Raw genomic sequence first — 22,311 nt, 5'->3', positions numbered from 1 at the left:
CAGTATGGGCTGTTGGCCTTGGCCCACGAGCGGCGAGGTGCCATCCGGATATCCTCCACAAGACGAAGGAACCCGACATGATGCGAGATTGCACTACTTCAAATATGTGCAGGGACCGGGCGGTTACTACGACCGAGGACCGATGGCAAGATAAAAGGCAGCACATTGTGCTTTGGGCGGTGGGTTGTTTTTGCTGGATTTTTCGGGGTCTCCCGCACATTGCGGCATCCCGGTGAAATGTGTGGTTTAAAACCAAGCGATTGATGTTATTTAGGAGTTAGCACGTTGCGGGGTACTAGCTGCTCGGGCTCGTAATTCGCGGTGCCGGAGTGTTGATGCCACGACGCATCCCTGCCAGGTTCGCCCCGACCTCCTGGAACGACTGTATTGGGGCCTGCAAGAGACGGGGAGCATCGGTCTACGAATCTTCAAAAGCGGACCTTCAGGTGGCGTGGGCATTGTCATGATGTCATCGCCCTCACCTGTGACATCGCCAAGGTCAGCGGAATTGAACTAGAGGGATAGCGGCGATGTCTCGCTCGCCCATCGCTCCGAGATCGCCGCTGTCGCCTCAAGGCACCCTTTTTGACGGACGTCGAGCGACAGGGCGGCGCTCGGCCCTTAGTCCTCCGGAATGGACTTTGCGTGCGCTCACAAATACCATAACCGCAGCTGGTAGCAGGAGGCCTACACAGGTGGCCGAAGAACGCGTGCTCCGCCGGTTGGCCGCCATCCTCGTTGCGGATGTAGTCGGATATTCGCGGCTGATGGAGGCCGATGAAGTGGGCACACTTGCGGCGCTTAAGAAGCGTCGGACCTTGATCCTTCAGCCTACAGTGCGCGAGTACGGCGGCCGCATCGTCAAATTGTTGGGTGACGGCGTGCTCATCGAATTCGCTAGCGCGGTTCACGCGGTGACCGCGGCGATTGAGTTGCAACGAAAGATGTCGGAAGCCAATGCGGACTTGCCAGATCAGAGCCGCATTGTGCTCCGCGTAGGTATCAATCTCGGCGACGTCATCGGCGAAGGTGCCGACATCTATGGTGAGGGCGTCAACATCGCCGCGCGGCTCGAGACGCTGGCTGAGCCCGGTGGCCTATGCATTTCCGGCAAGGTTCACGACGAGGTACGAGGCAAGGTCAAGGCCGCCTTCGAGGACGTGGGCGAACGACAGCTCAAGAATATCGCCACGCCGGTCCGGGTCTTTCGTGCCGGACCTACAGCCGTGCCTATGGCACCCCAGACGATCTCACCCGTTTCTAACAAACCGTCGATAGCCATCCTGCCGCTGGACAATCTCAGCGGCGATCCCGACCAGAAATACCTGTCGGACGGCATCGCCGAGGACATCATTACCGAGCTGTCCCGGTTCAAGAACCTTTCCGTAGCCGCTCGTCATGCCTCGTTTCAACTTGGCAGCAAAGGCGTTAACCCCATGCTGGCGGCTGCCGATCTCGGGGTGAGCTTTGTTGTCGATGGTAGTGTGCGGAAAACGGGCCAGCGGATACGCATAACCGTGCAGCTGATCGACGCCGGCACCGGCAACCACGTTTGGGCTGAACGATTTGACCGCGAAACAAACGACATTTTCGCGGTGCAGGATGAGGTCGTCTCGGCGATAGTTGCGACGCTCGAAGGGCACATGATGAGCACCGCCGTGGCGCAACTGCGCAAGAAGCCAACGTCGAGCTGGACCGCCTACGACTTCTTCCTCCAAGGAAGAGAAGTCGCCCGGCGGGCCAGCGACAGAGCAGCTGCGCCCTTTTTTGATCGTGCAATTTCCATCGATCCCGATTTTGCGCAGGCTCACGCTATGCTGGCAATCGCGCACCTTGGCAGCTACTGGTACGACGCACAACTATCAACGCTGGACGAGGCGCGCCTCGCCGCGCAAAAGGCGTTGGAACTGGACAGCAACGACGCAATCGTCCAGCAGGCCAACGCGATGGTCGCACTCTGGCTGGGGCAGCACGAACGTGCAAGCATGCATTTCAACCGTGCTGTCGATCTCAATCCCGCTGACGCGGAGATTCGCGCCGACCGGGCGGAAGCGATGCGATTTGCCGGCCAGCCAGAACAGGCGATGATCGAGATTGACGATGCCCTGCAGAGGAGCAAATTCCCACCGCATTGGTTTTGGTGGATTCGCGGCGGAATATTGATCGACCTAGAGAGGTACGAGGAAGCCATTGCCGCCCTCAGCAATGTCCCACAGAAGGAGTATGGCGCGTGGCTCCAACTCGCGGCCGCTCACGCCCAACTTGGCCATTTATCCGAGGCGGCAAGGGCGGTGGGGATGGCGCGGGAGCTCCAGCCGGACCTCTCTTTACGAGATGTCGCCGCGATGAGCCCATATGCGCACAGCGAAGCGGGTGATCCCCTGTTCAACGGATTGCGGAAGGCAGGCTTGTCGGAGTGAAATGGGCCGCCGCCGTTCGAACGGCTGTACCCGAAGGCTAAGATGCTGGCCTTCAAGATATCTCTTCGCCTTCTTGGTTGTCCCAGCAGTCGCCCACTGCTTTCGAGCACAGTCCTCCGTCCGAAGGGCGGGGGCTAGGACCGGATTGGCCGAGCTATTGGCCGCTTTGGGACTGGCGATCATGGGCTCCGACAGACTGACAACGAGGCGCAAAGCTGCCGTCGAACCGAGCCCGCGTAACCCTGAATCTTTTATCCGGCGGGTCAGCCATGCTGATGGTGTGGCTGATTAGACCGCGCACCATCATCGAGGGCTGCAAGAAAGGTGATGGGTGACACCCACATTCGCGGCCAATTTCCACGACCGACCCTAAGGGGACAGGCGGTTGCTGAATGGCCGCCAAAAGGGGCGCGATAGACTTCACACTTTAGGGCACATACAATTCTTGCGGTTTCTTCGCTCTAGGTCAACGCGTTGCCAAATGGCCAAAGAACGCAGTCAGCGCCGCCTTGCCGCCATCCTCGCAGCCGATGTGGTCGGTTACTCCAGGCTCATGGGCCTCGACGAGAGCGGAACCCTGTCGAGGTTCAAGGCCCATCGCCGCGAGCTGGTGGACGCCAAGATAGCTGAGCATCAGGGAAGGATCGTCAAGCTAACCGGTGACGGCTTTCTGGTCGAATTCCCGAGCGTGCTAAATGCGGTGGCCTGCGCCACCGAGATTCAACACAAGATGCACGAGCGTAACGCAGAAGTGCCCGCCGAAAGGCGCATTGAATTCCGCATCGGCATCAATCTCGGCGATATCATCATCGAGGACGACGACATCTTTGGCGACGGCGTCAACATTGCGGCGCGGATCGAAAGCATGGCTAGGCCCGGCGGTGTTGCGGTCTCCGGTTCGGTCCGGGACAGCTTGGGCAACAGGTTCCCGCTCGAGTTGAAGATACGGGCGAGCAGATCCTCAAGAACATCGAGCGACCGGTGCGCATCTACAACGTCAACCTCTTTCCCGACGCGAAGCACCCACAATTGGTCAGTATAGCACCCGTCGAAAGTGAGAAACCGTCCATCGCCGTGCTCCCCTTCAACAATATGAGCGGTGATCCGGAACAGGAGTATTTCTCGGACGGCATCACCGAGGACATCATCACGGAACTGTCGCGCTTCCATTCGCTGCTCGTCATTGCCCGCCATTCGTCCTTTGCGTTTAAGGGCCAGGCGATCGAAGTAAAAGAATTTGGCCGCAAGATGGGCGCGCGTTACGTCATTGAAGGAAGCGTGAGGAAATCGGGCAGCAGAATCCGCGTCACGTCGCAACTCGTCGACGCTTCCACCGGAAATCATGTTTGGGCTGAGCGCTACGACCGTGACCTGTTGGACCTCTTCGCCATACAGGAAGAATTGGCTCGCGCGGTAGCCGCCACGGTGGGCGGTCGGGTCGAGGCGGCTTGGCGCGAGCGGGCGGTTAGCCTCAGTCCGAATGCGCTCAGAGCCTATGACCTGGTCTTGCGTGCAAGGGCGTTCATCATCAAGTTCACCAGGAGTGACGGCGAGCAGGCCCGGATGCTGGCGCGCCGAGCAGTCGAGGCCGACCCGGCCAGCTCTCAGGCCCACGCCTGCTACGCATATTGTTGTTTTGTGACCCAAATGGCCCATTGGTCAGAGCATCGCGATCGACTGCGCGCTGAGGCGATCGATTTTGCGAGGCGGGCGGTCAAGCTCGACGACACCGACAACAACGCTCGCTGGATCCTTGGCATGGTGCATAATGCCAGGGGCGAATACGATGAAGCGCGGTTCCATCTCGAAAAAGCCCTTCAGAATAATCCGAATGACACGGAAGCGAGGGGCTACTACGCGTATTTCCTCCACACCATTGGACGACCCGAAGCGGCGATTGAGCAGTTCGAATTGTCGAGGCGGCAGAACCCTTATGATTTCGCCTGGTATCCATGGGGCATGGGCTGGGCCTATTTCACCGCACGCCGCTATGATGACGCTGTTGCGTCATTGAAGTCGATTCCAGAGCCGATCAATGAAATTCGAGGAATTTTGGCAGCAAGCTATGCGTATGCCGGACGGCTAGGCGAAGCGAATGCCACACTGGAAGAGTTTCTGCGCGTTGCCGAGGATGACATGGTGGTCTTCCCGGGCCGCCGACTCAAGGATTGGGATGAGTTCTGGCGCGGCGCAGCCTGGTATCAGCATCAAAAGGATCACGATCATCTGATGGACGGTTTGCGCATGGCGGGCTTGCCGGACTGAATGCGGACCAAAGCGGCCGTTCTCACGCCGCTGGTTGGGCGCTGATACGAGTGCTACCCTCATACGAAAACCATGTGACGTGCTTGTAGCGAGGAGGCCTCTTGGCGCGCCCGGAAAGAAAGCTTGTGGCGGTTTTGGCGGCCGATGTAGCTGGCTACTCGCGTTTGATGGGGGCAGATGAGGCCGGGACGCTCTCTCATCTAAAGGCACTGAGAGCCGAAGTGATCGACCCAAAGGTAGCGCAATTCAGGGGCCGGCTGGTCGGAACTGCGGGCGATAGTCTGCTGATCGAGTTTCCCAGCGCCGTCGATGCGTTGCAATTCGCCGTCGAGACGCAAGAGCGCATAACGTTGCGCAACACGGATCTTCCGTCAGAGCGTCGCATGGCCTTCAGAATGGGCATCAACGCTGGTGAGGTTATCCTGGATGAGACGACAATCTACGGCGACTGCGTGAACATCGCTGCGAGGCTGGAAAAGGTCAGCGAGCCCGGGGGCGTCGTTATTGGGCGCAGCGTTTACGATCAGGTTAATGGCAAACTTCCTTACGAGATCGTCGACCTTGGCGATCATGCAATGAAGAACATAGCTGGGGCAGTTCGTGCCTACCGGGTAGGCACGGGAGAGCAGGCACAAGAAGGTTCGATCGCTATCGAATCGGCGAATGATTTGCCACTTCCGTTCAAGCCGTCGGTCGCGGTCCTTCCCTTTGCCAATATGTCGGCAGATCCTGAACAGGAGTATTTCTCGGATGGAATAACTGAGGACCTGATCACGGAACTGAGCCGTAGCCAAAGCCTGTTTGTGATTGCGCGCAATTCCTCATTCGTCTTCAAAGGAAGATCCGTAAACACTACTGAGGTGGGAAGAAAGCTCGGGGTACGCTACGTCGTTGAGGGAAGCGTTCGGAAGGCTGGAGCACGGGTAAGGATCACGGCGCAGCTAATAGAGGCTTCGTCCGGAAATCACGTGTGGGCTGAACGTTATGATCGAAGCATCGACGACCTCTTCGCCGTGCAAGACGAGGTGACAGAACGAATCGCCTGGGCACTGGTCGGCAAGGTTGGAACCGCAGAAATCGCCCGGGCCAGGCAGACGAAAACAAGCCTGGGTGCCTATGACGCATTTTTGCGCGGTATCGAGGCCGCGCACCGTTTTACGGAAGACGACACCATCGCCGCTATTGAGTTCTTCAAGTTGGCTCTTCGCGGGCAGCCCGATTCGGCGCGGGCGCATGCATGCCTAGCTGACGCCTACGCGACGCTCTCCGCCTTCAGGGCCGACGGAGGTCTGAAGGCATTGGCGATGCAGTCGGCCCTGCGAGCGATTGAACTCGGCGACGCCAGCGGGCTCGCAGAGTCGGTTGTTGCTGCTCTATATGCATGGAAGGGCGACTTCGAGACTGCCGAGACCCACGGACAACGCGCGCTCGTGCTCGGACCTACAAATGCTTTGGCACTCAACTGGGTCGGCTACATCTCTCTTTGGGACGGTCAGCTCGCAAAGGCTCGCGAGGTAGGCGAGCGGCTGCAACGGCTCAATCCACTAGAAGACCGCGATATCCACGAACTGCTCGCCTTTACGCATTATCTACTCGGCGACTATGAGGCGTCACTACGGTCGTTCCGCCGCTGGGATAACAACAATTATGATCGGGGATTTGCCAATCTGGCTGCGTGTTTAGGCCAGCTAGGACGTGCCGAAGAGGCACGATCGGCCTGGGGCAGATGCCTTGAACGCAAACCAAGTTTCACTCTGTCCGACTACAAGCGCGACTCTCCATATCGCCGCCAGGAGGACTTGGAGCACTGGCTGGATGGCCTGCGGAAAGCAGGTATTGCGGATTGACGAAGCCGTGAACATTCAGCTGTTCGTCGGAAGGCGCAACCGCCCTATTGACCTGTGATGATTTTGGTCCAGGTGCGCGTCGCTACGCGCTGCGTCTTCTGATCGTAGGGTAAAACGGTGAAAAGCTTCTTTAATTTGGCATCGTCGGGATAGATCGCCGGGTCGCGAAGAATGCTTCTTTCAATGAATTTTTGTGAAGATTTGTTGCCATTGGCGAAAAACACATAATTCGTGTTCTTGGCGGCGACTTCAGGCTTCATCAGATAGTTGATGAAGGCAGTCGCTTCGTCCACGTGCGGTGCATCTTTTGGGATTGCCAGCTGGTCGAACCACATGACCGTGCCTTCCCGAGGTATCGAGTAGGCGATTGTGATGCCGTTACCGGCTTGAGCCGCGCGATCGCGCGCCTTCAGGACGTCGCCCGACCAGCCAATCGCGAGGCAAATATCCCCGTCAGCCAAAGCGTTGATGTACTCGGATGACTCGATTTTGCGAATGTCGGGCCGGATACGCATCAACGCCTCTTTGGCCTTGTCGAAACCTGCCGGCGAGGTGCTCTCGGGGTTCAGCCCGAGATAATTCATCGTGATGGGCAGGATTTCGGTGGGCGAATCGACCATGTAGACACCGCAATCGGCAAGCTTCTTCAGCTTCTCGGGATCGAAGAAGACGCCCCAACTATCGAGTCTGTCGACACCAAGCGCGGCTTTGATCTTCGAGGTGTTGTACCCCAAACCCACCGTGCCCCACATGTAGTTCACCGAATATTGGTTGCCCGGGTCGTACTTCGCAGTGCGCTGCTCGATGACGTCCCACATGTTGGCAATGTTGGGCAACTTCGACTTGTCCAGCTTGCGGAAGACGCCGGCCGCGACCTGGCGGGCCAGGAAACTGGCGCTTGGTACGACGACGTCGTAGCCGGAGCCGCCGGTAAGCAGCTTGGTCTCGAGTATCTCGTTGGAGTCAAAAACGTCGTAAACGACCTTTATACCGGTTTCCTTGGTGAAGTCCTCGATGACCGTGGGATCCAGGTAGTCCGACCAGTCGTAAAGGTTGACCACCTTATCGGCAGCTTGCGCGGACAGGGTCATGGCCCCGGCGAGTAAAGACGCAGCCAACCAAAAAAGCGCCTTGCGGATCATGTCCTCACCATTGGCCGCAGTTGCCAAACTGCGAACGGGCCACACTGTCGGCGACCGTGCACAGTTTCATATTAGCACATGCTGAAAAGAATAAGAGTCGAATGGGCAAACTCGATCGTCGAATGCGGATCGTCTCCGGAAGAAACCACCTGCAAGGCCGCTTGCGGACTGGTGTGCCGATGCCGGGAACTGGCAAACGTAGCGCATCAGTGTTCGCTCGGATGTCCGCTTTCGGGAAGCGCCTAGGATTTGCTGGACGACCGATATGGTGAAGGGTTTCGGGTGCCGGCAGGCGTACGAAAGCCTCTCATGCAGGAACCCGCGGGCCACGGGCTATGGCTATGGGGATTTCGGGTTGCGGCTGATGTCGGCGGTAGCGAGGACATAGTCGGGAAGCGCCGCGATGGATACGGCCAGGGGACTTCGTTGCCTCTTCGCACGCCCTTGAAGGCTCCGCTCGCAGTCGGATGTTGCTCTGTCGGCGTCGGTGATCACCATGGACACGCGCGGGTCCGTTGCCGGAGGTTGAACGCCGGTGGCTGGAAGCTGGTTCATGGCGTGCCGGGTCATGGAGCGGTCTCCCGGATCGGTGCTGATGCGTCCGGCGGTCCGCGCGGCTGCTTCCACCGTTCGAACACCTCGACGACGAACATGCGTCCGCCGCAGCAGGGCATGCCGGCCGGAAATCCTCCGGTTCGCCTTGTGTGTCCTCATCGGGTGGCGCGGCGACGCTCAGCAGTTCGCGCGCCAACGCGAGGCCGGCCTTGCGAGAGCCACCGGCAAGTAGGCCGTAATGCCGGATGCGATGGAAGCCGCGCGGCAGGACATGAAGCAGGAAGCGGCGAATGAACTCGTCTGTGGCGAGCGTCATGACCTGCTGCCGGTCGGTGCCGTCGCGGCGATAATCCTTGTAGCGGAAGGTGACGCCAGCCTCTTCGAAGGCGACCAGGCGGCGGTTCGAGATCGCGACCCGATGCGTGTATCGCGACAGGTAGGCGAGGACCGCCTCCGGCCCGGCGAACGGCGCCTTGGCGTAGACAACCCAGCGCTTCTTCCGGAAGGGAGCAAGATGGCGCAGGAAGGCTCGCCGTTCGCTGAGGCGCGCCATTGAGCCGAAGAAGGCGAGCCGCCCAGCGTCGTGCAGCATGACCAGCCGGGTGAGGAAGAGCCGTCGGAACAGCTTGCCGAGCACGCGCACCGGGAGAAAGAAGGCCGAACGCGACGAGATCCAGCGGCTTCCGTCTGACGCGATACCGCCGCCCGGCACGATTATGTGCACGTGCGGATGGTGCGTCATCGCCGATCCCCAGGTGTGGAGCACGGCGGTGATGCCGATACGGGCGCCAAGGTGCTTGGGATCGGCGGCGATGGTCAGCATCGTCTCCGATGCCGTCCTGAACAGCAGGTCGTAGATGAGGGCCTTGTTGTGGAAAGCGACGTCGGCGATCTCGGCGGGCAGCGTGAACACGACGTGGAAGTAGCCGACCGGCAGCAGGTCGGCCTGGCGTTCGGCCAACCATGTCCGCGCCGCCGCGCCCAGGCACTTCGGACAATGCCGGTTGCGGCAACTGTTGTAGGCGATACGCCACTGGCCGCAGTCCTCGCAGGCCTCGACGTGACCCCCAAGGACTGCGGTGCGGCAGTTCTCGATCGCCGACATCACCTTGAGCTGGGTGAGGCTCAGGTGTCCGGCATGGGCGGCCCGGTAGGCAGGACCGGCAGCACGGAAGATATCGGCGACCTCCAGATCCGCGCGCACCCGCTCAGTCGGGCGGCGTCTTGCCTTCCATCAGCGCCATCAATCGGTCGAGCGGCCCGGCGACCGCGTGGATCGTCCGGGTCGAGACCTTGGTGTAGAGTGCGGTCGTATCGAGTTTGCTGTGTCCGAGCAGCACCTGGATGACGCGGATGTCGACATCCTGCTCGAGCAGGTGGGTGGCGAAGCTGTGCCGCAGCGTGTGCGGGCTGACGCGCTTGCGGATGCCGGCGACTTCGGCGGCTTCCTGAACCGCGCGATGGAGTTGCCGCGACGAGATCGGATCGGTGCAACTGCGCCCCGGGAACAGCCAGCCATGCGGGAGCATCACCCCGCGTCGCTTACCTTCGCGCCACCACAGCCGCAGCAGTTCAAGAAGCTGCGGTGAGAGCATTGCGTTGCGGTCCTTGCGGCCCTTGCCCTGTTCGACGCGGAGCAGCATGCGTGTCGAGTCGACGTCGTCGACCTTGAGATGCGAGACCTCGGAGACGCGCAGGCCCGCACCATAGGCGACGCCGAGCGCGGCCTTGTACTTGATGCCCGGTGCTGCTTCGAGCAGCCGCGCTGCTTCTTCCACGCTCAGCACATCGGGCAGCTTGCGTGGATAGCGCATGATCACCAGCGCACGCGCCAGATCCCGCCGCTTCAGCGTCACCAGGAACAGGAACCGCAGCGCCGAGACCGCGCCGTTGATGGTCGCAGGCCCGATGCCGCTCTCATGTTGATGCAACTGGAAGCGGCGGATGTCCTCGGGCGTCGCAGTATCGGGCGAGCGGCCGAGAAACGTAGCGAAACGGCGAACGTGACGAACGTAGTCCTGCTGGGTGTGGGCGCCCAGACCTCGCATGAGCATGTCGTGGAGCATGCGCTGGCGAAGCGGCGAGATCGGTGCATCGGTCGACAGTATAGCCATGGCGAGTTCCTCTCGTTGAAGGGAACTCCATGGTCAGATCGCAACCTCTACCCGCTCAAGGCCAATGCTCGGCGGGCCATCTCAGGCCGAGGCGCCCCTCCCGCGAAGCGGGTTCGTGCTTAGGCGCATAGCTGCCATGTCGTCTTTGGGGCCGCAAGCGGAACTTCCGGTTTCGAAAGCAGGATTTCGGGAAGCAGACCTTGAGTCCTCTGCTGAACTCACAATCCGAAGAGCGTGTCACAGTACGACGTGGCCGGCTTCCAGCAGTCTCACAATCGCTAAAAAACGGCCCAGTAGGCCAAAGTCGCCGGACCAATTACGGTCATGTCTTTCCTGGGAGGATCGAAGCCCGGCCAACTGGCTGTTGCGGAACCGCTGGCCCAGATGCGAGTGTGGCATGCCCTGCCCGATCGAGGATACCGCCCATGTCCACCTTATTAACTGCTTTGACGACAGCAGCGATCCTGCTTGCCGCGACCGGCCTCAGTGAGGCCCGGCCCGACACCCGCACGATGAACTGCCAGCAGCTCCAGCAACTGGTCCAAAGCAAGCGCGCCGTGGTGCTGAGCACCGGCCCCAACACTTACGACCGCTATGTCAGGCAATTCGGCAACGAGTGCGACTGGCCCCAGGTGCCGATGTCGGCCTATGTCCCGACCCGTGACGGCCGCTGTCCGGTCTACAAGTGCGACGAACCGGTTGGCCGTGTCCCGTGACAGAAATGAAAAGCCCGCCCACCTGAGCAGCCGGGCCATGTCGTTTCGTAGGCGAAACTGTCAGCCAGCGAGTCGAGAAGGGCGACCGCCTGGTGTTTGACCTCGACCCCGATGAGGGGCTGCATTCGAGGCGGTGCGTGCTGCCGCGTTCCAGTTCCGGGACATCCTCAAATCACTTTGGCGACGGCTGGTACAGTCATGACGCTAGAGCAATTCCTCGATTGTCGGCTTGGCGCTGCGGCCATGGCAACCGCATGCCGCGGAGGCCATGGTGAATATCTCGATCCGCTAAAAGGAACGCTGGAAGCGGAGGACGCCACCGACGTTGTTCTTCTTGTCGGCATTGGTGAAGTTGACATTGGATGGATTGGTCGTTGGGAGACCAAAGTTGCCATAATGGACATAGTCAACTTCAGCAGTGATCGTGAAGTCGAGAGCGGTGGTGTAGGCAACGTTGGCCGCTACGCCATAGTTCTTCAGCTCGTCGCCTGAAACCTGAAGGTTGAACGAGGTTTTCTCGTTGAGCTTATAGGTGCCGCCGACCCAGAAGCCCCAGTTGCCGCCCCAGATCTTGTAGAAACCGCGACCATGTGCGGGGATCGTGTTGGTCGTGTCGTCGTTGAGCTTGCCATCGCTGCCGTACCCGAACATACCGAACAGCGACAATTCCTTGGTGACGTTGAAGTCGACGCGAACCTTGCCAGCAACCTCTGCATAGTTACTGTCATAAGCGACAACGCCGGTGATAGCGCCGCGGCCCTGCTTGTACTTCATACCGCCAACGACATGGGGAACATAGCTGTCGATCGTTCCGACCTTGACTTGGCCTTCTTCGAGCGACACCACGCCAGAGAGGCCCTGGCCAGCGTCGAAGTAGTACTGGACCACGTTGGTGTTGAAGTCACCGTAAGGAACGAGTGTGTCATTGATGACGTCGCCGGCATAGCCGACGAACGTATCGAAGGCGGAGTGGTCTTTGCCAACGCGCAGCCCGCCCAGTTGGACCCAGGCGAAGTTCAACGTGAGACCGCTGTTGAAGGCATAATTCTGGGGACTGTCGGGGCCTGCATAGGCGTTGTGATCGCCGAAGTTAAACCGGGTCTCCGTGTAAGTCTTGAGGGTACCAAACGCCGTTTCTTCGCCGGTCCAAGTCTTCAGTGTAAACCGGGTGTTCTTGTACCAGGTAGCTTGGGGGCTGCCGTCTTGCACGTCGTGTGTCCGCGCGCCATCGAACGAACCGACGTCGCCAGCACTGACTTCGTAACGGACGTGGCCGCCGACGCGCAGGCAGGTTTCGGTGCCAGGGATGTAGAGGTAACCGGCGCCGTAGACGTCGCACACTTTGACGTATTCGGTCGGCTCGGCCTCAGCAGCGACTGTAGCGTCAGCGGCGCGCGCGCCAGTGACAACGGCCATGGCCGCCGCGGAACCGAAAAGAAGGCTCTTCATTTTCATCTTGATCTCAAGTCACAAGATTAAAAATCGAGCAGGATCGCGCGAACCAGGCGGGCGATGTCGTCATCAAGGCCGAACGCCACCTGAAAGTCCTGGCCACGCCATCCGCCGTGCTGAAGGCTGATCACTCGGTCGTGACGAATGCTGCGGTCCGATGCGTCTGGCGGTATCGCCAGTTTCGCCCAGCCAACGGTCGCGCCAACCGTTCAGCGATCACGCGGGATGAAATCATCCCGCCATGATTGTGCCTGCTCCTCTCAACGCCTGCGCCTATGGTGGTGTTTGACCGGCCTGTGGCCCCTTCCGCCGTGCCTGAGGTTCGAGTGCGCTCCTCGGTGCGAATTGACCTGGGAAAGCTGGCGACGATGCCCCCTGTTGGCGTGTGCCGAAGGCCTGCTCGTCCGCCTCTCGGCCTTGGCAGCGGGCCGGTGAGGCTTGCCAACAGATCGGTCGACCTTGCCGGAATTGCGCGCTGCCGCCCTTGCTGCGTCGCGCTGGCCCGTACTCGGCCGATGTGCGGCCGGCCGAAGGCCTTCCAGCGTTTTCTTATGAATGTTTCTCGACTTGCCCGCCGCGTTCGGACGGCTTGCCGCGATGTCACGGTTCCTGATGTCGGCCGTGCGGTTGCGGAGCGAATTGTTATCGTTCGCCTCGACCCTGTTGCGGATGTTGGTGCTATCGAACTTGGCGAGTTGGTCGTTGTCTATCTTGATTTTTGAGCGGTCGACGTTCCTCCAATCGACGTCGTTGAGGTTCACCTTGCCGTTGAAGTTGCGGTTGTTGAAGCAGTTGTTGCAGTCGATGTTGATATCGTTGCCGTTCCAGCCACCGCCCCATACGCCGCCATTGTTCCAGTCAACGGCCGCAGCCCATATCGCGCCGGTGACGGCACCCGCGAAGAAGGTTGCCGTGGGATACCAGTAATTTGGATAGGGATTGGGGTAGTAGGCAACCGGCGCCGGCGGATAGCCAGACGCATAGAGAATCCTCGGATCGTAGCGCGGCACGTAGACGACTTCAGGTTTCGACGACTGGATCACGATATTGTTGTTCTCCTTGACCACCTTGATCTGGTCGCCGCTCTTGATCACGCCCTTGGCCACAGCGTCACTGCGCAATTTCTGAATGGCGGCCAATACGTCCTTCTGTTGCCAGGCGATGGCGTCTCCGAGCTGCTGGGTCCACGCCAGGTCGTGGCTCATCATCGTCACGATCTCCGGATAGTTAAGCAGGGAGATCACTGAGCCATCCCAGCTATCCTTGGGCTTAAGGCTCTTGTCCTTGGCATAGGCATCGAGATAGCGCCCGGCCTCGACGATCTGCAGCGGATGGATAGAGGCGCTCGTAATCAGGGCGACGAGTTCATCGGGATAGAGAGCGATCCGAGCCACAAGCACTTCCATCTCCATCGCGCTCAGCGCCTTGCGTCCCGGCGGGGCTTGCTGATCGGATGTCGTCGTGGAGGCAGCCTGCTGTTGCGCACGTCCTTCGGATGGCGCCACCATTATCCCCGCGGAAACCAAGACGAGGGCAGCGATGACTCTCCAGTTCATCAATCCATTCATAGCTATCAACCCTTTCCGCCAGCATGCGAGCTGGCAATTGGTGGCTGCGTCGTACCTCGCCTCCATCGCAGATATAGCGTCGAGACGATCCCGCCGATCACGAGGTGGTAGAGAATCAAGGCGGGAACGCCGGGAACGTCCGGAAAATTGAGAGTCGCAATCGCTATGGCGACGGCGGGGTGTCGAGTGCTGCTAGCGAGAGCGAGGGCCGTTCGATTGGCCGGCTCCGGACCACCCAACAAATGGCCAAGCGCCAGTCCCACGACCGTAAAGAGAACGAGGCTGAGCACCACGCCGTCCCCGAAAAGGCGAGAAAGATCGGGCCATGCCTTGATCAGGACCGGAATGATCGCGACGATCAACAGGGCCATAGCTATTGACGACAAAGGACCGGCAATTCTCGAGGCGACGCTCGGCGCCAATCGCCCCACTAACATGCCGAGTATCAGCGGTACGAAGATCGACATCGCCACAACGGAAAACACCTTGCCCGGCGCAATGTAGAGGTCGAATGGGAAGAAATGCTCGATTGCCTCGATGCTAAGCGGCACAAGGACGACCGAAACGACTGATGCTGCAACAAGCAGCCCGATAGCGTAGTGGGAGGTCCCGCCAGCGCCCATCTGCTTGTTGGGAAGGAGAGGCGGAACGGGAGAAACCGCCAGAGTCACAAGCGCTATCTTGATGGCCGGATCAAGATTGAGAAGCACGCTCGCCGCGACAGCGATACACACCAACAGGATGTTCATCGCGAGGATGGAACGACAAAGGAGACCCGGGTTGCGAAACAGGTAGGTGACCTCGTCGAACTTGGCTCTGAGCCCGAGCACGAAGACGAGCACCAACAAGCTCAGACTGAGTATGCTCGAAATCAGATTGGCAAGCGTCATGACACCCTGCTCCAAATGCTACTGCACCATGGCGACAGGCCGGTGGCGTCCTGGTCATGGGTGACTGGCCGCCACCATGCGCGTCGGCCAGTCATGCTTGTCGTCTATACGGCACCGAACGCGGCCAGCGCGCCGAGAGCCGCGGCGACCGCGCCCAGCAATCGGGTGACGGAATCGGCCGCTTGCCTTTCCAGCCCGATGCCGCGAACGAAGAGCGGGCGGACTCCAATTCCGGCAGCGTGGAGGAGAGCAGTCGCGATAATAAAGCCGACACCGAAACCCAATGAATTGGCGGCACCGAGTTCGCCGCTATGCGCCGCCCCGTGGAAAAGGGCGAAGGCGCCGACGAGCATTGCTCCGGCCGTCGCCGGCAGCCGGACCGATGCGGCGATGAGGATACCAACCGCGATAACCGAAGCCAGGACCATGTGCTCAACGACAGGGAACCCTGTTCCGGCAAGAGAGAGCACGTAGCCCAGAGTCATGCTTGCGATGAACGCCGTCGGAACGAGCCAGAGGGCACGCCCGCCCAATGTGGCGGCCCAAAGCCCAACCGCGACCATCACGACGATGTGGTCGAGGCCGGACAGCGGATGCATGAAGCCGGTAATGAACGAGTCACGGCTGCCGACACCGACATGTGCGAATGCCGGGACGGTCGTAGCGATTGTTGCGGTCAATAGGCAGAGCAAGCGCTTGAACATCGGATTCCCTCGTTTTACGCGGTGAATGACGGGAAAATGCGACGGCGCGAAGCGCGGGACTATTGTCCCTGCGGCCATTGTCCCCGGGGACAATATAGCTGGCCTTGTTCAGGCTGGCAGAATCGGAGAACAACTTCAAATCGTGCGCCTTGGTCCCGTTCAGACGAAGCCAAGAGGTGACCGCCGTGTTGCTCAACGATCATTCTGCAAATAGCGAGACCAAGCCCGATCCCGCTTGCCTTTGTAGTAACAAAGGGATCAAAGATCCTGGCGATTTCTTCCTGATCGACCCCTGGTCCTGAATCCTCGACGGAAATGGCCACTTTCGCGGCGCCTTGGGCCGCTTGGCGGCAGGCGAGCCGGACAATGAGATTGCAGTCTCGTCCGGCGTCAGCCGCAGCATCATCGCGCGGCTACAAACCTACGGAGCGCTGCCGGCTCTTGATACGCTTTCTATAATGCCAGGCGCCTTGATAGTTCGCGGTCAGCCCTTCGTCCGGCAGCGGGATTCCACCGATATGGGCTGACAGTCTCTCCAGTATATCGGAACAAGGCGCGCGGTCCCCGCTTCCCGCAAGCCCATTCAACCGGCATTCCCGATCCCGTTGAGCCGATAAAAGCGTGTGGCCGTTCTGGCGAAAAGATCCGTCTTTTCCGTCCCGCCCGCCCCTCTTGTGAGCAACTTACAGGCGTTCCAGTACACTGAATAGCTGAAGCCCTCTTTGTCGGGAGGGAAGTTGCTTTCAAACATGCAACGCTGTGCCCCGAAGGCTTCGATGCAGGTCTCGACATAGGGGCGCATGGCATTTGCGACCGTCTCCGACGACGGCGGCTCGGCTAGCTTCTCAAATCCGAGACCGTTGACGGCTTGGCCGAGTCCGCCGACTTTGACATAGACATTTTCGTGTGCAGCGAGCGCCTTAATCGACGCGGCCCAGCGGGGAAATTGCTCGCTTAGCCTGCCGGCATAGGCGCCGACTCCGACCAGCCTGCCGACGTGGTTGAGAGCAATTTTCGTGTCCGGGAATGCACCGGCCAGGTTCGCGACATCATCAAGTTGCGGGTGAAGAACCAAAGCATCGAACGAGAGTCCGAAAGGGCCGAGTAACGCGAAGCCCTCGCGAAATGTGTTGTCGCCAAGCAGCCCCGGCGGTACCGGATAGGCCGGATTGAGGAGTGAAGTGTCCGCGTCCCAGGCCGTGATATAACGAATTCCGCGGAGTCGGTCGCCACCGGCGCGCAAAAGCGCGTCAAGCACCGCCTCAACGCGGCTGCCCAGCCTGAGGTCGGCGTTCCCAACAATGCCCGCTGCGACCCTAGTCTTGCCGCAGTATCCGCTAGCGCATGTCGCGGCCACGCCATTGGCGAATTCGACTTCGCCGACAGGGCGCATCTCAACCGGGCCGGAGTCACGGTACATCGAGTTGGCCTCCACGAGTACCGTTCCAACAATGTTGTGGCCCGTACCGGTATCAGCCAGAAAGTCGTCCAGCATGTAGCGCCATCCCGGTCGGACAAAGAGGTGATGATGAGGGTCCACAATAGGTAGCTCAGGTTCGAGTGCAGGCTCGTTGCGCCGACCCACCCAGTCCTCGCGCACAGGGCTTGGAGGTCGCGACTGCTGCGCCGCTGCGGTGAAGGGAGAGGCAACTGCCGTGCCGCCGAGCAAAGTAATAAACTCGCGCCTTTTCATTGTTTCTACCTTGCGTTGTTCGACCGGCTCTAAGTTGGTTTAATATGATAGTCGCGCCGCGCCGGCTTAGTTCAACGACGATTTCGCGGAGGCGGGAGATTGCGTTGCGAGCCTTCCATCCGCAACAAACATGAGGCCTCACTCCTGAGTCATAAGATGACATCGCAGGCGAACAGCTTCTGCCGCACGAGCGACGAGCTCACGAGCTCGTGGAGTTTTCCGAAGCTCCAGGTTCATATTCGCCAACTCAAGCGCCCTTTCTGGATCGTTTCCAGACTCCAGAAAGAACTCTGCCGCATGATCAGCAAAAGCCGCAGGATGGGATCCCAACAAAACGTTGTAGCGAGCCAGCGCCAATGTGCTCCACCGTATCGCTTCTTCCGGCTGCCCGTTTTCTCCCAGGATTCGGGCCAATTGGGCTGCGTAATCTGGATCGTCGGAGGAAACTGCGTACTCGCTCAGACGATTGATCGCAGCTTTGCGTTCCCCAAGCGCAGCATCGACTTCGGCCAGGTGCCCCTGTGCTGGGGCATAGTCGGGCAACCGAAAGCATGCAGCTTCGAACCAGATGCGTGCTTGCTTTAGATCGCCTGCCGTCATCCACATCCGACCTCGTTGGAAATCCAGCATCGCAATTGGAAATGGACAGACGACACCATAACACGAACGAGTCTTGTCAAACAGGATCTCGGCGGTGGCGGTATCACCGGATTCAGCGTGGAGCACAGCCAGTGCACCAAGCGTTTCGAAATTGGACAAATGATCCGCTGCGGTCCGGCGGATAACGAACGAATCCGCGTACCGTCCGATCGCCTGGAAGATTGTGGCGCGCTCGTTGTCTGCCACGTCGTGGCGTACTCCGAGGCGTTCGGCTTCATCAAGGTCGCGCAGCGCCTCTGTGAATCGGTGAAAGGTGGCACGCACCCTGGCTCGCGTGACAAACGCTGCACCATCAGCATCAGCCTGGCGGACGCCCGCTTCTGCTAATTCATTGGCCCACTCTGCATCTTTGATGCGTCCCAGCAGATGGGCCCGCAGCATAAGAAGCTCAACAAACGCTCCTTGCCCATGAACTGCCGATCGTTCGTATACATCGATCTGGGACTGCAGGTTCAGTAATGCGATTGTGCCATCCGTGGTTCGCGGCTCCCTGGCGGCAGATACATCGCTCGATCCGAACATGGCATCATCCTCTTTGGAGCGTCAGTCGCGCGTGGCCGAAGCCGCAATCGTCGCAGAAAGGTTCGGAAGCGTCGACGGAGGGCTGGGGTTTGGAGGGGACAGAAATGGAAATGCCCGCGAGGAGGGTTGGGTCGCCTGATCAACCCCATCGCTGATTAAGGGGCCGTTACCCGCATTGACGAGAAGATTGAAAATGGAATCGATCACATCATGGTTGAGCCACCTGCCGCCGCAGGTCCGATGGGGTTCCCCCTTCAACATCGCGCGCTCAATCTCGAACCAGCCATCCTCTGTGAACGGCTTCGAAACATCGACCACGAGGAAATCGGCCAGCAACAATTCGGTCAGCGGATGGGTCCCGCCTTGATCCAAAGGCCAGTCGGTCTTGCCATCAAGGCCATCAAAAAACGGAAGATTAGCGTTCATCCGAGCACGATACGCACCCACATAGTGCGGCCCCAATTGGAACGGGTCTTCGAGGTTGTACAATTCCCGAAGCTCGAGATCGCGATTAACAGGATCAAGATTTTTCAAGAGCAGAACCAGCGGCTTTATCTCGGAGCGTCCGGCTCTTTCCAGACGCGATCGAACGGAGCCGATGGTCATCGTCTCAGCAGCAACGGCAAAGAGCAACCCATCGCCCGACTTGAAGAGGTCGGAGACGTTGACTTCGATGACAATACTGAGAACGTTGTATCCGTGCGCCGTGTTGTTACCATTTCCGGGGAACGCGAGCTTCTGGGTCAGCACCGTCGCCAGGATCCCCTCGCCGTTCAAGAAGAACGGGTCCAATCTCATACCCGCAAAAACGCGCAGTCCTCCTGATTGGGAACCATGCCCGTCGTTGACTCGGAACGTAATAGTCTCGCCATGCGCCGTCCGGCACACGCCCTCCTGTACGAACTGATGACTTCCCTCAATTTTCTGCGCAGCCGAGAACGTGCAACTGAATGAGGTTTCCTCTTCACCAACCGCGAATGCTGCTTTTGCCCCAGTTGAGGCGATGGTGAGCGGGCGCAAGCGAATCCGGTAGTCGATTGCGTCGGAGAAGAGCGCTGAGGGCCCGCAATACGGAAACGTGTTCATGACCAGAATAAGGTGATTCGGGCGTTCTGGGCTGGGGAAGGCGAACAGGTCGGTGATATCAATTACGGGATCAGCTACGGCACGCGGACTAGAACCATGATCTGACATGTCAGCACTCCCTCAACCGATCGTCTCATCGACTTGTGGTGTTCCGTTGGTCGCCAACCACTTCAGCGCTCTGATTCCGGGAAGAAAGAAGTACGCTCCGCCGCGCACGGTGGTAAACGCAGGCAATCCCGTGATTTTCTTTCGAATAGGACGTTTCGGGATCTTAAATTCGAGCGTTCCATCCTGATTGCCGATGATCGGATCTCGTTCGTTACCGAGTTCGTGGAAATTGCGGTCGTTTATCCAGACGTTCTGCGCAAATTCAAACTGCCGAATGAGACTTGCGCAAATGACTAATGCTGCCAGGCCGCGCTCCATGCCATCGTCCGGTGCGCCTTCCGGCAGCAATGGACCGTATGTGGAACCTCTGCGAATCATGCGACGGTGGTTCATGCCCGGCGCCGTGTCACGAGGATTCATACGGCGGATATGCGCACCCAACGGCATAGCGTATCCGAGCGGGTCCTCTCGCTTGTAGTTGAAATCATTGTTCCGCTGCGGATCGGCTGCCAGAGCAGAATCGTCTTTCTCGGGAGCAAGTATGAGCGGCGCACCACTGCGCCAGCGCCCCATGAGTTTGGCGGCAACGAGCTCCTGCCCTTCGGGCGTTTCGCCGTGTTCGCGCAGGAAATCGCGGAATCTTCCGACGTGCTCCTCAAGACGACGATAGGCGATGAAACTGCCGTGGCGCGACAGTATTTCTGGCTGTGGCAGCGGATGTTGAACCCCGTCATCGTCCGGATATCCAAGGATGAATTCACCCGGCTTAAAGGGCCCGCCAGAGCCCGGGGTTGGCACCTCGTCACTGCCCTCGATGACGGGCTGTGAGATGCGGTCGCGATAGCCAAAGTGATCGCGTGGATAGTCAAATGGCAGCGCCTCCACGTCCAGTGCGGAAAGCACCTCCGCGCCTTCGATTTGGGCGATTAGTTTTTCATGTTCCGTCTGGCACCGCTGCCGCTCGGCGGCATCGCGCGCAAATAGAATGGCGATGGCGTGAAGGTCTGGACTGTTTGTCTTGTCGATCCAGTTGTCAGGGTGGTTTGCACCCTTGTCCCCCAGCGTTGCTGCGCGTGCTGCCATGCCCTGTACAAACTCGGCGGGAAAAGTGCCGAGGGAAGCTTCGTCCACACCCAAGGTGCGGAGGCCGTTACAAGTGAAGGCCACCGTCACCCACCGTCTGTCCTTATCGTTCGAGGCCCGAACGGCCGCCGTCGAACGAACTGTGTCACTGAGCGCCTTTAGCCACTCGCGTCCCGCTGCCGCATGGCGAAACGAAAGAAATTCGTATCGCCCGGTGAGAGAGGGGACCCGCGTCAACACGATATGTTGGATGTCGTCAAGTTCAAGCATGGCGCCACCGTAGCTTACTGCATTTGAGTGGCTTACTGCATCTGATCGAGCACGGTTGAGAATGCGGCCTTGAGCTTGAGGGCTTTCCTGACCTCGTCAGCAGACACAAACGGATATGAAGCGTATTCCATAAAGGCCGGGCAGTGATGCTCGCGGAAGAATTTGTTCTGGGCCGGTATATTGGTCCGCCAGTCTTCCGGCCATCCTTCCAGATTGACGAAACTGACTTCTAAACCGCTCGCGAAGACCGGCATGATGTCTTCAATGTATTTGTCGAAATCGGTATCGAAGACGGCCTGGTACATGAAGAACATCTCGTTTTTCCACGGGATGAGCACCCAGCGCAGGTAATGCAGCTTCAGTGGCTCGAAGGCCTCGATCATCGTGGGATTTTCGTCGAACTGTTTTTGAACGTTTTGAGCGTGCTCGTAGAAGGCCTCCTCCTTTCCGGGCTTGACCTTTGCAAAAATCGAAAACCCATAGCAGCAGGCCGTCTTGGGGAAAATCGGCCCATAACGACCCTCCTCCACGATTTCCGGGAACGTTCCTCCCTTCGGGATCGTCATGAACACTGGCTGTGCCCAGTCTTGCTTCTTCAACTGTTCTAATACGACTTCACTTGTCTTACTTGTCATAGGGATGCTCCTAGGTTGCGGTGGTGGGGTGGGACTTGGCCTGTTGATCTAGCCCGCACTGTCTTTGCTTGATTGCCCCGGTAAGGTGATGCGGCCGATAAATCGTCGTGCAACCCGGTTCACCGGGCCACGCAGGACAAAATAGGGCACGAGCGCCAGCAGAGTTGCGGTGAGAAGCAATTCGAGGGGATAGATGAATTGGTGAGTAATGATCTGATAGATCGCGTCGAGCGTGGCAGCGACAAGGAAGGGCATACGCATGTCCTTCCATCCGCCGTGCAGCATCTCCAGACGATACTCCGGGTTGGTAAGTGCTGCCCACAGGTATGCTGGCCGACCCTCACGAGCGTCTTTAATGCCGGCCCGCACGGCAATAATCGTCGCAATCGTCGGCTGAATGATGAATCGGAAATTCATGCTTCCTGTCGGACGAGCAAGAAAGTTCTCCCATCCGCGAGCGATCATGTCGATGATTGTGCTCATGTCGCCTCTCTACCTGTTGAACACACTCACGCCGGTGAATGACAGGAAAATGCGACGGCGCGAAGCGCGGGACTATTGTCCCTAGGGCCATTGTCCCC

At 59.2% G+C, this 22,311-nt stretch carries 17 protein-coding genes and 2 pseudogenes; 5 read left to right on the top strand and 14 right to left on the bottom strand.

From position 1 onward, the window contains the following. The first annotated feature begins 695 nt into the window (after positions 1-695). From EN852_RS30110 to EN852_RS30095, 4 genes are all read left to right on the top strand, one after another. The gene (locus tag EN852_RS30110; protein ID WP_127879492.1) at positions 696-2,420 is read left to right on the top strand and encodes an adenylate/guanylate cyclase domain-containing protein; all 1,725 of its coding nucleotides are present in this window, start codon (positions 696-698) and stop codon (positions 2,418-2,420) included. Between the two features lie 481 nt (positions 2,421-2,901). After that, a complete protein-coding gene (locus tag EN852_RS30105) occupies positions 2,902-3,462 on the top strand; it encodes an adenylate/guanylate cyclase domain-containing protein (protein ID WP_127879490.1) in 561 nt (186 codons plus the stop codon). Further along, entirely contained in the window at positions 3,402-4,685 is a 1,284-nt protein-coding gene (locus EN852_RS30100; protein ID WP_127879488.1) for a tetratricopeptide repeat protein, read from the top strand. Before EN852_RS30105 ends, EN852_RS30100 begins: the two co-directional genes overlap by 61 nt. Positions 4,686-4,786: 101 nt before the next feature. Next, on the top strand, positions 4,787-6,532 hold the full coding sequence (locus tag EN852_RS30095; protein WP_127879486.1) for an adenylate/guanylate cyclase domain-containing protein: 1,746 nt from the start codon (positions 4,787-4,789) through the stop codon (positions 6,530-6,532). Positions 6,533-6,576: 44 nt separating this feature from the next. On the opposite strand, the gene EN852_RS30090 is transcribed toward EN852_RS30095, so the two are convergent. The 3 genes and pseudogenes from EN852_RS30090 to EN852_RS30080 all read right to left on the bottom strand — a co-directional run bounded on the left by EN852_RS30090 (position 6,577) and on the right by EN852_RS30080 (position 10,343). Beyond that, the gene (locus EN852_RS30090; protein ID WP_127879484.1) at positions 6,577-7,674 is read right to left on the bottom strand and encodes a polyamine ABC transporter substrate-binding protein; all 1,098 of its coding nucleotides are present in this window, start codon (positions 7,672-7,674) and stop codon (positions 6,577-6,579) included. Positions 7,675-8,240: 566 nt separating this feature from the next. Next, a pseudogene (locus tag EN852_RS30085) lies at positions 8,241-9,433 on the bottom strand (IS91 family transposase). Positions 9,434-9,437: 4 nt separating this feature from the next. Then, positions 9,438-10,343: a site-specific integrase gene (locus EN852_RS30080; protein WP_127879482.1), complete on the bottom strand. Its 906-nt coding sequence runs from the start codon at positions 10,341-10,343 to the stop codon at positions 9,438-9,440. Between the two features lie 425 nt (positions 10,344-10,768). Between EN852_RS30080 and EN852_RS30075 the strand changes: the two genes are divergently transcribed. Further along, positions 10,769-11,059 carry a hypothetical protein gene (locus EN852_RS30075; protein WP_127879480.1) on the top strand — a complete coding sequence of 97 codons (291 nt, stop codon included), beginning with the start codon at positions 10,769-10,771 and terminating at the stop codon, positions 11,057-11,059. Positions 11,060-11,347: 288 nt separating this feature from the next. On the opposite strand, the gene EN852_RS30070 is transcribed toward EN852_RS30075, so the two are convergent. The 11 genes and pseudogenes from EN852_RS30070 to EN852_RS30020 form a co-directional block, all read right to left on the bottom strand. Next, a complete protein-coding gene (locus EN852_RS30070) occupies positions 11,348-12,514 on the bottom strand; it encodes a porin (RefSeq protein ID WP_127879478.1) in 1,167 nt (388 codons plus the stop codon). 257 nt (positions 12,515-12,771) lie between these two features. Beyond that, entirely contained in the window at positions 12,772-14,067 is a 1,296-nt protein-coding gene (locus tag EN852_RS30065) for a DUF3300 domain-containing protein (protein WP_127879476.1), read from the bottom strand. Positions 14,068-14,084: 17 nt separating this feature from the next. After that, positions 14,085-14,969: a Na+-dependent transporter gene (locus EN852_RS30060; protein ID WP_127879474.1), complete on the bottom strand. Its 885-nt coding sequence runs from the start codon at positions 14,967-14,969 to the stop codon at positions 14,085-14,087. Positions 14,970-15,073: 104 nt separating this feature from the next. Beyond that, the gene (locus tag EN852_RS30055) at positions 15,074-15,673 is read right to left on the bottom strand and encodes a HupE/UreJ family protein (protein WP_127879472.1); all 600 of its coding nucleotides are present in this window, start codon (positions 15,671-15,673) and stop codon (positions 15,074-15,076) included. 59 nt (positions 15,674-15,732) lie between these two features. Beyond that, positions 15,733-16,056: pseudogene (locus EN852_RS30050) on the bottom strand (ATP-binding protein); the annotation flags it as partial. A 200-nt stretch (positions 16,057-16,256) separates the two neighbouring features. Beyond that, positions 16,257-17,258, bottom strand: coding sequence for an amidohydrolase family protein (locus EN852_RS30045; protein ID WP_348643489.1), 1,002 nt, complete (start codon positions 17,256-17,258; stop codon positions 16,257-16,259). Positions 17,259-17,504: 246 nt separating this feature from the next. Next, on the bottom strand, positions 17,505-18,548 hold the full coding sequence (locus EN852_RS30040) for a hypothetical protein (RefSeq protein WP_127879468.1): 1,044 nt from the start codon (positions 18,546-18,548) through the stop codon (positions 17,505-17,507). Positions 18,549-18,569: 21 nt separating this feature from the next. Continuing rightward, complete coding sequence (locus tag EN852_RS30035; protein WP_127879466.1) at positions 18,570-19,742, bottom strand: DUF4331 family protein; 1,173 nt, start codon at positions 19,740-19,742, stop codon at positions 18,570-18,572. Positions 19,743-19,754: 12 nt separating this feature from the next. Next, on the bottom strand, positions 19,755-21,095 hold the full coding sequence (locus EN852_RS30030) for a peroxidase (protein ID WP_127879464.1): 1,341 nt from the start codon (positions 21,093-21,095) through the stop codon (positions 19,755-19,757). A 32-nt stretch (positions 21,096-21,127) separates the two neighbouring features. After that, complete coding sequence (locus EN852_RS30025) at positions 21,128-21,730, bottom strand: hypothetical protein (protein ID WP_127867765.1); 603 nt, start codon at positions 21,728-21,730, stop codon at positions 21,128-21,130. A 48-nt stretch (positions 21,731-21,778) separates the two neighbouring features. Further along, the gene (locus tag EN852_RS30020) at positions 21,779-22,213 is read right to left on the bottom strand and encodes a hypothetical protein (protein ID WP_210238267.1); all 435 of its coding nucleotides are present in this window, start codon (positions 22,211-22,213) and stop codon (positions 21,779-21,781) included. Positions 22,214-22,311: the final 98 nt, after the last annotated feature.

This window comes from Mesorhizobium sp. M2E.F.Ca.ET.209.01.1.1, from assembly GCF_004010375.2.
GTDB lineage: Bacteria > Pseudomonadota > Alphaproteobacteria > Rhizobiales > Rhizobiaceae > Mesorhizobium.
This window is presented reverse-complemented; position numbering and strand designations above follow the sequence as displayed.

Bases quoted from the DNA above. Each gene is read 5' to 3' on its own strand.
- EN852_RS30080 (WP_127879482.1), bottom strand. From the start codon at position 10,343: ATGGCTATACTGTCGACCGATGCACCGATCTCGCCGCTTCGCCAGCGC.
- EN852_RS30020 (WP_210238267.1), bottom strand. From the start codon at position 22,213: ATGAGCACAATCATCGACATGATCGCTCGCGGATGGGAGAACTTTCTT.
- EN852_RS30090 (WP_127879484.1), bottom strand. From the start codon at position 7,674: ATGATCCGCAAGGCGCTTTTTTGGTTGGCTGCGTCTTTACTCGCCGGG.
- EN852_RS30030 (WP_127879464.1), bottom strand. From the start codon at position 21,095: ATGCTTGAACTTGACGACATCCAACATATCGTGTTGACGCGGGTCCCC.
- EN852_RS30040 (WP_127879468.1), bottom strand. From the start codon at position 18,548: ATGTTCGGATCGAGCGATGTATCTGCCGCCAGGGAGCCGCGAACCACG.
- EN852_RS30105 (WP_127879490.1), top strand. From the start codon at position 2,902: ATGGCCAAAGAACGCAGTCAGCGCCGCCTTGCCGCCATCCTCGCAGCC.
- EN852_RS30070 (WP_127879478.1), bottom strand. From the start codon at position 12,514: ATGAAAATGAAGAGCCTTCTTTTCGGTTCCGCGGCGGCCATGGCCGTT.
- EN852_RS30060 (WP_127879474.1), bottom strand. From the start codon at position 14,969: ATGACGCTTGCCAATCTGATTTCGAGCATACTCAGTCTGAGCTTGTTG.
- EN852_RS30035 (WP_127879466.1), bottom strand. From the start codon at position 19,742: ATGTCAGATCATGGTTCTAGTCCGCGTGCCGTAGCTGATCCCGTAATT.
- EN852_RS30065 (WP_127879476.1), bottom strand. From the start codon at position 14,067: ATGAACTGGAGAGTCATCGCTGCCCTCGTCTTGGTTTCCGCGGGGATA.
- EN852_RS30055 (WP_127879472.1), bottom strand. From the start codon at position 15,673: ATGTTCAAGCGCTTGCTCTGCCTATTGACCGCAACAATCGCTACGACC.
- EN852_RS30025 (WP_127867765.1), bottom strand. From the start codon at position 21,730: ATGACAAGTAAGACAAGTGAAGTCGTATTAGAACAGTTGAAGAAGCAA.
- EN852_RS30075 (WP_127879480.1), top strand. From the start codon at position 10,769: ATGTCCACCTTATTAACTGCTTTGACGACAGCAGCGATCCTGCTTGCC.